We start from the raw sequence: 13985 nt of genomic DNA, 5'->3' as shown, positions 1-13985 counted from the left end.
TGCAAACTATATCGTAAAAGATTCGCCACGGTTTGGAATAGACACATTAAAACCTTCTTCTTGCAAGGCAAGAGATAAGCTGTTTAAGCTAGAATCTTCGCCATGCACCAGAAATACTTGTTTCGGTTTCCCGGTTTGCTTAGCTGTTTTTACCAAATCGTCATGATCTCCGTGTCCGCTCAGTAAATCCGTTTGCCGAATTGTAGCATACACCATCATTTCTCTGTCTTTGATTCGAACAATTGGATCTCCGCGCAGTAATTTATAGCCCAGCGTTCCTTTTGCGCAATAGCCGATAAACAAAATGGTGCAGTAGTAATTCTGAATATTGTAATACAAATGATCTTGAATGCGGCCACCTTCTAACATACCAGCAGAAGATATAATAATGCAGGGATCAAAGTAGTTGGAAACATCTTTGCTTTCTTTCATTGTGTGAACATAAGCCAGATGTTCAAACTCAAATTCATCGCCCATTTTTTGATAAAAATCTTTAGCTTCCTGGTTAACGAGATTGTGGTGTTTGCGGTAAACCTCAGTAGCTTGAATGGCCATTGGGCTATCTACAAAAATCTGAACAGGTGGCAATAAACCTTTAGTAAAAATCTGGTTCAACGCGAAAACGAGCGATTGCGTACGGCCGATACTAAATGCCGGAATAATTAACCTTCCTGGCGTTTTTATACAAGCTTCATTAATTTCGCGTACAAGCCTTTCTTCCAAGGTTTCCGTTTTGGTGTGCAAGCGCCCTCCGTAAGTAGATTCACTCACCAGATAATCTACAGGTGGCAAAGGTTGAGGATTGATCAGAACAGGATAATTTTCTCGGCCAATATCGCCGGTAAAGGCAATCTTTTTTTCTTCCCCATTATCATTTATCGTAAGCACTGCTGCCGCTGCGCCCAATAAATGTCCCATCGGGATAAAAGTTAAACTGATGTTGCCATTAATTCTGAAAGGTTTGTCGAATCCGATGGTTACAAAGCGATCAATCGTATCCATTACATGTTTCTGAAGATACAAGGGTTTTGGGCCGCTAAAATGGCCGCGTTTGCTTCGTGGTTTTCTGCCTTCTTTTCTTAAAAAAATGTTTACCGTATCAGTCAATAGAATTGCGGCTAAATCTGCAGTTGCTGAAGTACACAAAACCTGTCCTTCAAAGCCCAAGCGAACCAGCGTTGGTAAATTGCCGGTGTGGTCTATATGCGCATGTGTAAGAATAACCAAATTAATGCTTGCAGGGTTAAACGGAAACTGGAGATTTTCTTCCTGATAGGTTTCTTTCTCGTAATCCAAACCACAATCTATCAATATTTTATACTGCCCGATTTCGAGCAAGTGCATACTTCCGGTTACCTGTTGCGCAGCGCCCCAAAACGTTAACTTCATTTCTTTAAATAGGTAATTAAGCCGTAAAGTAGTATAAATGGCTCGATTATGAAACAGGATGAGGTAATTTTTTAGCGATGAACTTTACATCTGCTTCAAAAACATAGTTTTATATTTGATGAAAAAAACAATTATGCAAGAACCTTTTGATGTAGAAGTTGGCGAACAGACTTATGCAGTATTCCCCGAAGGAAACGATACCTATACGATTTTTAAAAATGGCAAAGAATATATCCAGATTGTTAAAGATACTTCTTCTATTTGGTTAAAAATGGATTACAAAACTGAACTTCCTATTTTTGAGGAAGATGAAGAAGTGAACGCCATTGGGCAAGCCATTATCGCTTATGTTCCCGAGGAAGAAGACGAAGATGAACTTTAAGAAGGTGTAGAAAGTCATTTTATACAAGATCAAACTTGTATAAAATGACTCCATTCAAAAGCCTAGATCAATTTTAGAAGTTCTTCTGCAACTTTTTCTGATGATGCCGGGTTTTGTCCGGTTACCAACAAGTCATCTACTACGGCATAAGGCTGCCAATCTTCAATTTTAGAATATTTACCGCCATTCCGGATCAACATATCTTCAACTAAAAAAGGGACAACATCTGTAAGTTGAACAGCTTCTTCTTCGGTATTGGTAAAGCCGGTAACATTTTTACCGTTCACAAGCGCTTTTCCGTTAATTTTTACATCTTTTAATACGCCGGGTGCATGACAAACAAATCCTAATGGTTTATTTGCGGTATAAAATTCTGCAATAAGTTTTTGAGAGACTTTACTTTCTGCAAGATCCCAAAGCGGGCCGTGGCCTCCCGGATAAAAAACTGCATCATAATCTTCCATTTTCACCTCATCCAAAGGGATGGTGTGTTTTAGTTTTTCAAGAAGAACACTGTCCTCATCCATTCTTCTTGTTGTATCGGTTTGAAATGATGGATCTTCACTTTTCGGATCGATAGGTGGCTGCCCGCCTTTTGGAGATGAAAGTGTAATGTCTATCCCTTTATCCTTAAGTGTATAATACGGAGCGGCCAATTCTTCTGACCAAAATCCTGTTTTTAAACCTGTATTTCCCAATTCGTCGTGACTTGTAAGCACGAATAAAATTTTCTTGTTCATGATGTATTTTTTTCTTGTACAACAAATTTAGGATGAGTTGGTGTGGTTATACAGGATATACATCACAAGTTTATTGTGCGGCAGATCACGATTTTGAATGTAATCGACTTAGGGTTTCTCTGGAAATGCCGAGATAGGAAGCAATTAAAGTTTTAGAAACACGCTGCATAAGCTGCGGATATTGTTTAATGAGTTGATCAAACCGCTCGCGGGCGTTGGTGCTGAGTAAAGACAATATCCGTTGTTGCAATGCTACATAGCCAAAACTGTTTTTAATTCTGAAAAAATGTTCCATTTTATGGCTCTTGCTGCACAATTCTTCTAAGTTTTCTTTAGAGATGGAAAGAAGCTCAACATTTTCGAGACAAATGATATTGATGTTTGACGGATGGTTTTGATAGAAGGCCTGAAAATCAGAAACCCACCATTTCTCCATCGCAAACTGGATAATGTATTCTTTGCCATTCTGATCCAGATAGGTTGCTTTAAGCAAACCTTTAATCACGAAATATAGATTGTTTACCTGCTCGTCTTCCTGAATTAGAAACTGATTTTTTTTTAATTTTTTTGACTTAAAACAATCGTTAATCGCAGCAAACTCCTGATCGCTCAGGTTAATGATTTCTTCAAGATGTTTTCTCAATTCGAGGCTCATGGCCTAAAGCTAAATAAATTTTAACTTTTACTGTACAGCTGCAGATGGTATATGGTCAAAAAAAATCCCGGATTAACCCGGGATTTTTAAATTTTATCTTTTGCAATCGGCAGTCCAGGTTTGCCCATCTTTACTCACCAGTAAATTTAGCGAACTTTCATTGATCCGGATTCCAGTTAAACCTGTCCCGATACTTACATAATTGTTGTCTCCATCTTTAGCAAATTTTACGCCGGTTATATCCGGGATATTGTTGCCAAAATAAAAACTATACGTCTCACCAACTTTACTTACGGTAACACGGCCATCAGAACTATTAATGGTATTACTTCCGTTGGTATAAGAAACAGTTCCGTTATATGTACCAACAAAAAAATCGGTATCTGCCGGATCTGTGTCTTTTTTACAAGAAGCCATAACTGTGAGCGCAATTAGAAACATGCTTAACATTTGAATTGTCTTTTTCATAGGATTGAGTTTTTTGATTGGCACTCCTGCCCTGTTTAAGTTAGTAAATGTAACAGCGCTATTACAACAGGTGTGCCAAAATAAAAATGGTATTTAATATAGGTATAAATACCTGGTGCAGAAATTTTGCTTCAAACGGATTTTAGAAAATGTGTTTTACAAGAATAAAAAGTGGTTTTCTTTCTGAATTAGTTTATCTCTTAGCATAATAGAAATATAGTGCATGCGCCAGCAAAAACCAATGTGAAAATAAGCAGGTAGCCCATTCTTGTGTTTTTTTTAAATACTCTGATTGTAATTTCTGTGAATATAGCGAAGCACCAGACAGCGGCAATTGTAACGGCAATAATTACATAAGCGATTGGACCCATGGTGTGGCGATGTTCGTTGCCAACGCAACGCGCATGCGGATTGTATGTAAACACCATCAACAGATAAATGGCCAGCAATGGCACAATTAAAAATGCAAAGCGGATGAGGATTTGAATAACAATAGATTTGGATATCATCTGCAGCTGATGTTTTGTTTTAGATCGCTTTCGGCTTTCTCCAGAAGAAAATACATCGATAAAATAAAAACAACGCCGCAAACGCCAATTGGAAGTCTCGAAATCATGACTGTTGCATACCAGCTTTCTGTTGTAGAAAATGTGCTCCAGCTGGCTTCTCGATCAACAAATTCTACGTAATTAACAGAAAGCCAATACAAAACCATAAATCCGGTGAGGATTGTCAGTTGCCAGTTTATAGTGGTTTGGTGTTTGCCAAACCAATTATTTAGAGCTAAAGTTATAGAGATAGGTAAAATGCAAAGCCAATGCAAATAACCGAGTGGCGACGAGCTTAAATCTGCAGAAGACATTGCATCCGGTGCAGCCCAGAGAATTTGAATACTAGTGCACAATGCAACAGTAAAAGCCATAAGCAACCATTGTTTTAGTCTTTTGCGAAGTTTCTTCTGCAAGTGTGCAGCTGGAGATTGATTTGAGGTATCCATCGATGAGTTTTATCATTTCCACATATCGCGGTTTCGGTCTATATAACGGCTTGGGCTGTCGGCATAATTGGCATTCGCATCTAAACCTTGTTCAAAGCTTTGTTTTACGCTATCTGGTAAATTTTCAAAAACCCGTTTTAGGTAGATTGCTTTAGGTAATCGTGACTCAAAATAGGTTTGATCTCCTTTTGGTTCTCTGGCGGCAATGCGGGTTTTTAAAATCAATTTTTCCATATTTCGGCCGTGTAACCAAAGTAAAATATTTCCGTTGTTGGCAATCCCAACGGCAAATCTTAATCCATATATATCTCCGTTTCTACCAGACAAAGGAATCTGCGTGTTGTTATGTTCTGAAGCTTTGAAAATAGCCAAAATTTTTTCTTTCGGTAGTTTTAGTGTATCCGAGTAGAATTTAGAATCGCGGTAGGAAGCATATTCAATAACCAACTTTTCTGGTGTTCGGAATTTTTCTCTTGCATTTGGCGAATAATAATCCCATCCCCATATAGACTGAAAGTTATTGACTTCTTCTGTGTTGACTACTGCAAAATCACCTTCATCAGCGGTGATGAAATAACAATTGCGCACATGTACCGGATATGTATTTGGCGCACTCGCATCGGCAAAATAATAGTATCGTTCCCAGCTTTTGTAACCTATAAACTTATAGATACAACTGACAATAAGTAAAATACCTAATGCGATGTAGAACTTATTTAGATTGTTAATTTTCATGTTAGTGCGCAAAAGCGTGGCCCAATTGTGTTGCGTACCACAATAAACCGTAAAGAATTAAAGCGGCTAATACAGCGATACCGAAAAGCCATTTGCCGGTTCGGTATCCTTTTCCGTGATAAGTGAAGGCATACCCGCCAAGTAGTACAATAAAAATTAGTCCGGATACAGCTAAACCTTCTTCAAGTTTTTGTCCTCTATCCAAAATCGTTGTAAAAAAAAACAGTAAAATACAATTCGCAAAAATGAGCAAAACACTTAGGTTACTGTTTTTCTGCTTCGCGATTTCTTTATCTTTTTCTTCTTTCATTATTTCCATGTAGGCAAGCGTGCTATTGTCAGGTTTACTTATCTATAAAACTGAATTTCCCAGATGGCCTGGTGCCTATATACAGGATATTCAGAGCATGATTTTCAAGTGTAAGTGTTTCGGTGATTCAATAAAAAAAACGATGAAAATGCTCTATTGGCGATAGATTAATTCTTTGAATAGAAGAATGTTGAAGGGCGGGTTCTTGTTGAATGGTTGACTTTAGAATCATGATTAGCGTTTTTCATTAGATATTTAAAGTTAATGAAAAGCTCGATTAATCAAAATTATACTATGTTTATTGCTTAATCGCCCAGAAAGCGATAAAAGTCGTTCACAAATGTTTTCTGTCCCTGATTGAAAATATTTACAGTGTTGAAATTGATGAGTAATCCTTGCGGAGCTTCCAGTAGTTTCATATAAGTTAGAATTTGAGCTTCAAATATCGGCTCCATTTTAGTCACCGCTTTTAATTCGACAACGAGTAGATTATCTACAAAAAGGTCGCATTTTAGATTGGTATTGACTTCTATTTCTTTATAAAATACCGGGATCGATAAGTCAGATGCAAATGAGATTCCACGGCTATGGAGTTCATGACTAAGGCACTGATGATAAATATTTTCTAATAGTCCTGGTCCGAGCACTTTGTGTACTTCAATTGCTGCACCCAGGACGTTATACGTTAATTCTCTAAGATAGCTTTTTGTTGGCATGGTGAGTTAATTTGAGGTTAGCGAAGTTTGCATAGAACATATAGCTTTTACAGTTCAACTATTTTCCTTTCTCTATGTCTATATGGTTTGTTTCATTTTAATAGCCTAGCATAAATGATCTGCAGTATTGGTTTCATTTTGACACATATTAAACGGATTAACCTGTTAAACGGATTAACCTGCCCAGCCATCACGATCGAGGCTGCGGTAATTAATTGCTTCAGCCAAATGCTCAAGCTCTATATTTTCACTACCCGCTAAGTCGGCTATGGTGCGTGCAACTTTTAAAATCCGGTCATATGCCCGCGCAGATAACCCCAATCTTTCCATTGCTGTCTTCAAAAGATTAATTCCGGCAGAATCTATATTACAAACAGTTCTAACCATTTTCGGGCTCATTTGCGCATTGTAATGTAAATCTGGATGTAACGCAAAGCGACTATCTTGTATGGTTCTTGCTGCAATTACGCGTTCGCGGATAGATGTACTTTTTTCGGTATCGCCAAAAGAAACCAATTCAGAAAAATTAACGGGTGTAACTTCTACATGTAGATCAATCCGATCTAACAACGGACCAGATATTTTACTCAGATACTTTTGTACAATGCCTGGTGCACATACGCATTCTTTTTCCGGGTGATTGTAAAATCCGCAAGGACAAGGATTCATAGAAGCAATCAACATAAAACTTGCCGGATATTCTACGGAAAAACGCGCCCTTGATATAGAAACTTTTCGATCTTCCAGTGGTTGCCGCATCACTTCCAATACCGTTCTTTTAAATTCTGGCAGTTCATCCAGAAATAGTACGCCGTTATGTGCCAACGAAATTTCTCCAGGCTGCGGATTTATTCCTCCACCAACAAGCGCAACATCAGAAATGGTATGGTGCGGAGATTGATATGGCCTGACGGTCATCAATGCATCTGTAGTTGGAAGTTTTCCGGCAACAGAGTGTATTTTTGTGGTTTCTAAAGCTTCATTTAAGTTCAGTGGTGGTAAAATGGTTGGCAGCCGTTTTGCCAGCATGGTTTTTCCGGCGCCAGGCGGGCCAATTAAGATTACATTATGGCCACCCGCGGCAGCAATTTCAAGTGCTCTTTTGATGTTTTCCTGCCCCTTCACGTCAGAAAAATCATGTTCATAATTGCCAACGTTTTTTAAAAATTCTGCACTGGTATCTACCTGAACGGTTTCGAAATGGCCGCTTTTATTGAAAAATGCAATCACCTGCGTTAGGTTTTCCATCCCATAAATATCTAATGCATCTACAATTGCCGCTTCTCTTGAATTTTGTTTTGGTAAAATAAAACCTCTAAGTCCTTCATTTTTTGCTTGCACAGCGATGGGCAACGCACCTTTAATCGATTGAATATTTCCGTCTAAAGACAATTCGCCCATGATGAAGTAATCACCAATTTCCTGGTGCGGGATTTGCCCTGATGCCGCTAAAATTCCAATGGCAATGGGCAAATCATAGGCAGAGCCTTCTTTTCTAATATCGGCCGGTGCCAGGTTCACCAATATCCGTTGTCGAGGCATTTTAAATCCAGAGATTTGTATCGCACTTTCTACACGTTGCAGACTTTCTTTTACAGCATTATCTGGCAATCCAACGATGAAATATTTATTGCCCTTGCCTATACTAATTTCTATCGTAATGGTTAAAGCATCAATGCCATAAACCGCACTGCCGTATGTTTTTACCAGCATTTAAGTGAATTGAAGGTTTCTGGGATGGAAAATTATCCAGGGATGAATAATTTGGAGATAAGCCTAAGATAAGTAATTTTTCAAATTTTATGCACAAGCAAAAAAGCTATAAATAAAAAAATCCCGACCAGGAAATGATCGGGATGTATATGGTTTAATTTCGAGTTTATCGTTTGCCCATTGGCATTTTTGGCATGCCTTTCATCATGGCTGCTGCGGCCGCCGGATTGGAGAATTGTTTCATCATCTTCCGCATATCCTCAAATTGTTTCAGCAACTTCGTTACTTCTTCAACCTTGGTTCCAGATCCGTTTGCAATGCGCAAACGTCTGCTTTGTTGTATTGCATCCGGATTTTCCTTTTCAAAAGGTGTCATCGAACTAATAATGGCTTCAATAGATTTAAACGCATCATCCGGAACATCAACATTCTTCATCATCTTTCCTACTCCCGGAATCATGCCCATCAAATCTTTCATGTTGCCCATTTTTTTGATTTGCTGAATCTGGCTATAAAAATCGTTGAAATCGAATTTATTCTTGCGTATTTTTTTCTGAAGTTCTGCAGCTTGTTTCTCGTCAAACTGCATTTGAGCACGTTCAACCAGAGAAACCACATCGCCCATTCCCAAAATACGAGAAGCCATACGGTCTGGATAAAACACATCAAGTGCCTCCATCTTCTCTCCTGTACCAATAAATTTAATGGGTTTATTGACAACAGATTTAATTGAGAGTGCCGCACCACCACGTGTATCACCATCCAATTTGGTTAATACAACGCCGGTAAAATCCAAACGATCGTTAAATACTTTTGCTGTATTTACGGCATCTTGCCCGGTCATGGAATCCACTACAAATAAAATTTCATGCGGATTGGTTTTCGCCTTTACCTCAGAAATTTCATTCATTAAAGATTCGTCAATTGCCAAACGGCCAGCCGTATCAATAATAATTACATTATTCCCATTTTGTTTACCATGTTCAATACCTTCAAGCGCAATGCCTACAGGATCTTTAGAATCGCGGTTTGCGTATACAGAAACCCCAACAGATGTAGCCAAAACCTCCAACTGATCTACTGCCGCCGGACGATACATATCTCCAGCCACCAATAAAGGTTTCTTGCCTTTGCCTTTTAAATGCAATGCCAGTTTACCTGCAAAAGTTGTTTTACCGGCACCATTTAAACCTGCAATTAAAATAATGGTTGGGTTTGCTTTGGTTTCCAGTTCAGTTACTTCTCCGCCCATTAACGCAGCAAGCTCATCATTCATGATCTTGGTTAACAGTTGGCCCGGAGAAACAGAAGTTAATACATTCTGTCCCAATGCTTTTTGCCGCACATCATCTGTAAATGTTTTGGCCGTTTTATAGTTAACGTCGGCATCTAACAGTGCTTTACGGATCTCTTTCATGGTTTCCGCCACGTTGATCTCGGTAATGCTGCCCTGACCTTTTAATACTTTAAATGCTCTGTCTAGCTTGTCCTGTAAATTATCAAACATCTTTTTTTAAGCTAAAAGCCAATTGCCATTGCAAAAAGCCACTTGTTTTTAATAAAAGGCAAATGTATCAAATTTGCTTGTAAATATTTGCTGCTCAATCTAAAACTTTAAACGCAAAAAGTTTTAGATTGAGCAGTATTATGCATTGTATAGTTTCTGTTTCCATTAGAAAATTAAAGTTTGTGCATTTTTGGATACTACAGTCCCGCTTTTCACTCCAATCTTTTTGTGAAAAAACAAAAAGTATTTCCGCTGCAATCGGGTTTAGTATCTGGCGTTCAGCAGCTTTTAAGCTTTCCTAACTTTCCCCGGACTAATCCCAAATTTTTTGTTGAAGGCAGTACTAAAATGCTGAACAGAAGAATAACCGAGTTCATCAGAAATATTTTTAATGTCTTTTGCACCTTCAAGCAAAAGTTCTTTGGCTTTCATCATTTTATAATCGCTCAGATAACCAAAAACTGTGTTCTGAAAAGTTTCTTTGAAGCCCTGTTTCAGCTTAAATTCATTAATGCCTGCAAGTTTGGCCAGCTCCATTAATGATGGAGGTTCTGCTGCATGTTCAATCAAATAATCTTTTGCAAACTCAATCCGGTCTTTGTCGTAACCTGATCTTAAGCATTGTTTTTCTTCTTTCTGATGGGCCAGCTCAAAAGCTTCGGCTTGTAAAGCCAATAATTCTAAACATTTGGATTGTAGGAACAAGAGTTTTAAACCGCCCGTAACTTTGCAGTTCATAATATCCTGTATGCAAGTATACATGGCCAAACTTATCGGTAAACTTTCTTCAGAAATCTCTACAGCTTTGCTGGCAGCAACCTCATCGGCAAATTTTTTAAGTAGTATACTGCTTTCACAGGTCAGATCAATAAATTTGTCGCGCTGGAAATGTACTTCAAAAAATTTACAATTGTTATTTGTTTGGAAATCGGCGATGCCATCAAAATCTGGTGTGTATACTATAAGATGATGGTTTGGCTTAATGCAATGTGTTTTATTGGTGAGGAAGTTTTCCATTGTTCCGCCACCGGTTAGTGAAAAATGAAGCTCAACCAAATCTGGTTCGTCAAAAGATTTAACGCGCAAGCGCTTTTCGCGCACAATTACATCGCCATAAATGATAAAAATCCCCGAAAAGGCAATCTGAATAATTTCTGCATCGCCAAAAGGAAAGCTGAATTTCTCTCGCCTTTCTGTTACCAAAGGTTGTGATATTTCTGCGTCGCAAAAGCTGTTTACAATATATTGCTGGTTCTGATTATCAAAAATACTTAACGCCATAAAATCCCTTTGGTATAAACTTTACTCCTTCTTGTGTAAAATAGCTTGGGTATTTGACAACTACTTTTGCCCAAAGTTACTAAACATTATCATACTATGTCCAAAACAACAGGCTGGTTGGTAGATCCGATAGAGAAGATTATCAACGACAATATACATACTGCGAGCGTTGTCCAAATAGAAATGCTGGGCAAAAATATAAAACGGGTGAGTTTTAAATGTGATGCTGAAAATACAGCTTTTCAGGCCGGTGGCGAAATTATATTTAAAGTGAGTGCCGAAGATTACAGGCAGTTTTCCATCTCTGATTTTAATGTCGAAAAAAATATTTTCCAGGTCATATTTTATTTAAGCGGCTCAGGCTACGGAAATGAATTTGCAAAACGCATTGATTTGGGAAATTCATTTGATTTTGTAATAGACAATGCTAAAGTCAAATTTAACACCCATAACGATCAACACTTTTTCTTTGGCGATGAAACCAGTTTGGGTTTATACGAGTGTTTTGGCAAAGTTGCCATGCAAAGCGGAGGCGAATATTTTGGTATACTGGAAGTTGAAGAAGAAAATGCCGATGCAGTAGATCATTTGGTATTAAGAATTGATACGGTTAGCACAAATTCATCTATGCCTGCACAAAATGCATTAACCTGGATGGATAATATGCATCCGAAATGCTGGGAAATGTGGAAAGATGCGGCATTTTACCTTACCGGGAAAAGCAGTTCTGTAAAAAGATTTAAGCAATATTTGAAAGGTAAAGGCGTCGGCCTTAATCAAATTGTAAGTATGCCTTATTGGTAGTTTTTACCAATAAAGCATGAAATTATCTCGGAAATACGAAGGCAAAGCCAAGCGCAAGTGTTTGGCTGGCCTGTATTTTATCTGTACCTGTATCGTCATCAAACAGGACTACGCCAGTTAAACTGGTATTCATAAAGCTGTTAATTTTTGCTACAAGAGAAATATCCAAACGGTGATCTATCTTTTTCCAGGCCACATCTTTGTAAGGAATAAACAATAAGTATTTGGCTTTTAGAGTGGCATTTTTAACAATTTCCTTTTCGTAATTCGTAACTACCTGAAAAGCGAGTTCGTTTAGTACTTTTTTACCTCTTTCTACACCATAAGCCGTGGTTAATGGCGTTGCTGGCGCACTGTAAATTGCATCATCTAATACAAAAGTCTGGCGTGCCGTACCTGTACCAATTCTGGAAGAAAAGTATTTATTTGGTTTATATTCAAAACCGACAGATTCTGTTAAGTATCCTGGTCCCATAAATTTTGAAATGAGTGTGCCGGTTTCTACATTATCAACTGTTGCATAAGAAAAACCGCTATCAAACTGAGATTGGAAGTTGATTGACCCGTAGAAATACCAGTTTTTGGACAATTGAAAGGACGCAGAGTTATCCCAGTAAATCCTATCTGTGGTTTTCTTTTGTACCTGATCTTTATTTTTAACTTTCCCATATTGCAAAATAACCTCACTTACATAACTATAATTGTTTTTGTTGTATTCTGCTTTATAGTTTACAAGTCCGCCCACCGCTAGTGAGTTTACACCACCACCTTTCCAGTTGTTACTAAAAGAAGCTTGATTTACGTTTATACCAACATTTGTTTTGGTTTTCCAGTAATTCACTTTTGCGTTTACAATAAAGGGCGGAATTTTTACCGGTTCAAAGTTTAAAGGGTTTTGTCTGCTTGGCAGCGGACTCCTTTTTAGCTTGATATCCATACCTTGTGTATTAATTGGAATGGTATCCACTTCCTGGGCGTACAACCGGCTGGAGCATAATAGTAGAATGGGGATGATAGGCACTAAAATGTTTTTCATTGTATACAAAGAAAAAGAAAATATTTATAGATAAAAAGGTTTTAACAAAATGAAGCCGGCCTATTACAATTCATTTTAAGTATTTTATTGATTTTATAAGCAGATTTTAACGGCGTTGAAAACAATATTTTTCTGCTCTGGACGCTAGAATTTACAGCGCAACCAGCCAAACCAGTTTCTTTTTTTGAGGTAGGTTAAGTCGTTTTCAAACTGATAAGCTTCTTTTTCGAAAATAATATTGCGATAGGCCAGATCGTGGTTTCTGAAACGCAGAAGGTTAATCAGGTAATTCAGAAGATACAATAGATAGAAGGGAAAAATGAGTAATTCTAATTGTTGCCTTAAATGAATCCGTTCGTGATTGATGATAATGATGTCTTTTTTAAGCGCTTCATATTTTACCAAAATGAAAGGAAATAAAGCCATTCCCGCTGCAGGGAGCTTCTTAACAACCAAAATTTTTCTCACAGTTTTTCTATGGTTAGCACTGGTAGTTTTGGAAGGGATAATGCCCGCGGATTGATTTTGTAATTTTTATAGGCATTGCGGATAAACATGCTGAAAGCATAATCATTTGCATCCAGCACAAACTGATATGTTGGTCTGTATTGCAACATAAAATCATCAAGCTCTGCTCCTTTGATTCCCAAAACTCTTTGTACCAATGTGGCATTGAAACGAAAATCAATCAGATCTTCACGGTAATCCTTCTCCAGTATTTTCTGTAAGTGGCGTGCATTTCTTCCCTGGCGGCTTAAAAGATTGTAAATGGCATCAATTCCAAGTCCAACACCTCCATTGCCCAGGTTTAGCAAATCTCTGCTGCTCCCCTTTTCGGTAGCATAACGAAACTCTTTCACGCTTTTTTCGTAACGTTCTTGCGGCGTTAATTTTTTATCGCGTACAATTACATCGCGCAAACGGATACCAATAGATTTTAACTGAAAATAAGCCGCAGACTGGCCTTTAAAAACCATTGTATCTACACCATATCCCGTTAGCGCGGCAACTAAAGTATCGCCGGGGATTGCATACGTACTAAATTCGCCTTTGGTATTGTTGTACAAGCCATCGCCGGTACGTAGATTATAGATATAAACTTTCGCCAATCGCTGCTTGGTTTCCTTATCAATAACTACGCCCTGCACAGGGTGGTTTTGTGCCAATAATTTGGATGAGAAAATGATCAACAATAAAAATAAGCGGGCAAAAAGTTTCATCAGTTTACAAAACTACAAATAACAACCGGTTA

General features: G+C 38.1%; 17 protein-coding genes. 2 read left to right on the top strand and 15 right to left on the bottom strand.

Features of this window, described 5'->3' with window-relative positions:
* Positions 1–6: 6 nt before the first annotated feature.
* Entirely contained in the window at positions 7–1389 is a 1383-nt protein-coding gene (locus ACJVDH_RS20060) for an MBL fold metallo-hydrolase (protein ID WP_443945185.1), read from the bottom strand.
* A gap of 118 nt (positions 1390–1507) precedes the next feature.
* Between ACJVDH_RS20060 and ACJVDH_RS20055 the strand changes: the two genes are divergently transcribed.
* Positions 1508–1771, top strand: coding sequence for a hypothetical protein (locus ACJVDH_RS20055; protein ID WP_443945184.1), 264 nt, complete (start codon positions 1508–1510; stop codon positions 1769–1771).
* A 62-nt stretch (positions 1772–1833) separates the two neighbouring features.
* Here the strand turns inward: ACJVDH_RS20055 and ACJVDH_RS20050 are convergent, their stop codons facing one another.
* From ACJVDH_RS20050 to ACJVDH_RS20000, 11 genes are all read right to left on the bottom strand, one after another.
* Positions 1834–2511 (bottom strand): type 1 glutamine amidotransferase domain-containing protein, encoded by a 678-nt coding sequence (locus tag ACJVDH_RS20050; RefSeq protein WP_443945183.1) that lies wholly within the window; start codon positions 2509–2511, stop codon positions 1834–1836.
* Positions 2512–2596: 85 nt separating this feature from the next.
* Positions 2597–3166, bottom strand: coding sequence for a Crp/Fnr family transcriptional regulator (locus ACJVDH_RS20045; RefSeq protein ID WP_443945182.1), 570 nt, complete (start codon positions 3164–3166; stop codon positions 2597–2599).
* A gap of 93 nt (positions 3167–3259) precedes the next feature.
* Positions 3260–3634 (bottom strand): hypothetical protein, encoded by a 375-nt coding sequence (locus ACJVDH_RS20040; protein WP_443945181.1) that lies wholly within the window; start codon positions 3632–3634, stop codon positions 3260–3262.
* Positions 3635–3834: 200 nt separating this feature from the next.
* Complete coding sequence (locus ACJVDH_RS20035; protein ID WP_443945180.1) at positions 3835–4143, bottom strand: hypothetical protein; 309 nt, start codon at positions 4141–4143, stop codon at positions 3835–3837.
* On the bottom strand, positions 4140–4631 hold the full coding sequence (locus ACJVDH_RS20030) for a hypothetical protein (RefSeq protein ID WP_443945179.1): 492 nt from the start codon (positions 4629–4631) through the stop codon (positions 4140–4142). The genes ACJVDH_RS20035 and ACJVDH_RS20030 overlap by 4 nt, the downstream gene beginning before the upstream one ends.
* A 12-nt stretch (positions 4632–4643) precedes the next feature.
* Positions 4644–5366 (bottom strand): DUF2931 family protein, encoded by a 723-nt coding sequence (locus tag ACJVDH_RS20025; protein ID WP_443945178.1) that lies wholly within the window; start codon positions 5364–5366, stop codon positions 4644–4646.
* A 1-nt stretch (position 5367) separates the two neighbouring features.
* Positions 5368–5676, bottom strand: a complete 309-nt coding sequence (locus ACJVDH_RS20020; protein WP_443945177.1) for a hypothetical protein — start codon at positions 5674–5676, stop codon at positions 5368–5370.
* A 305-nt stretch (positions 5677–5981) separates the two neighbouring features.
* Entirely contained in the window at positions 5982–6392 is a 411-nt protein-coding gene (locus ACJVDH_RS20015) for a GxxExxY protein (protein WP_443945176.1), read from the bottom strand.
* 174 nt (positions 6393–6566) lie between these two features.
* On the bottom strand, positions 6567–8105 hold the full coding sequence (locus ACJVDH_RS20010; protein ID WP_443945175.1) for a YifB family Mg chelatase-like AAA ATPase: 1539 nt from the start codon (positions 8103–8105) through the stop codon (positions 6567–6569).
* Between the two features lie 166 nt (positions 8106–8271).
* Entirely contained in the window at positions 8272–9612 is a 1341-nt protein-coding gene (ffh, locus tag ACJVDH_RS20005; protein ID WP_443945174.1) for a signal recognition particle protein, read from the bottom strand.
* 288 nt (positions 9613–9900) lie between these two features.
* Complete coding sequence (locus ACJVDH_RS20000; protein WP_443945173.1) at positions 9901–10893, bottom strand: helix-turn-helix transcriptional regulator; 993 nt, start codon at positions 10891–10893, stop codon at positions 9901–9903.
* 96 nt (positions 10894–10989) lie between these two features.
* Here ACJVDH_RS20000 and ACJVDH_RS19995 point away from each other — a divergent pair, with 96 nt between their 5' ends.
* Complete coding sequence (locus ACJVDH_RS19995; protein ID WP_443945172.1) at positions 10990–11697, top strand: hypothetical protein; 708 nt, start codon at positions 10990–10992, stop codon at positions 11695–11697.
* A 22-nt stretch (positions 11698–11719) separates the two neighbouring features.
* On the opposite strand, the gene ACJVDH_RS19990 is transcribed toward ACJVDH_RS19995, so the two are convergent.
* The 3 genes from ACJVDH_RS19990 to ACJVDH_RS19980 all read right to left on the bottom strand — a co-directional run bounded on the left by ACJVDH_RS19990 (position 11720) and on the right by ACJVDH_RS19980 (position 13953).
* A complete protein-coding gene (locus tag ACJVDH_RS19990) occupies positions 11720–12733 on the bottom strand; it encodes a DUF3078 domain-containing protein (protein ID WP_443945171.1) in 1014 nt (337 codons plus the stop codon).
* 144 nt (positions 12734–12877) lie between these two features.
* The gene (locus tag ACJVDH_RS19985; RefSeq protein ID WP_443945170.1) at positions 12878–13201 is read right to left on the bottom strand and encodes a hypothetical protein; all 324 of its coding nucleotides are present in this window, start codon (positions 13199–13201) and stop codon (positions 12878–12880) included.
* Positions 13198–13953, bottom strand: a complete 756-nt coding sequence (locus ACJVDH_RS19980) for a hypothetical protein (RefSeq protein ID WP_443945169.1) — start codon at positions 13951–13953, stop codon at positions 13198–13200. The genes ACJVDH_RS19985 and ACJVDH_RS19980 overlap by 4 nt, the downstream gene beginning before the upstream one ends.
* Positions 13954–13985 lie beyond the last annotated feature (32 nt).

It is taken from the genome of Pedobacter terrestris (assembly GCF_052343045.1).
Taxonomy (GTDB): Bacteria; Bacteroidota; Bacteroidia; order Sphingobacteriales; family Sphingobacteriaceae; genus Pedobacter.
The sequence above is the reverse complement of the archived record's forward strand: the minus strand, read 5'-3'. Positions and strand labels throughout refer to the sequence as shown.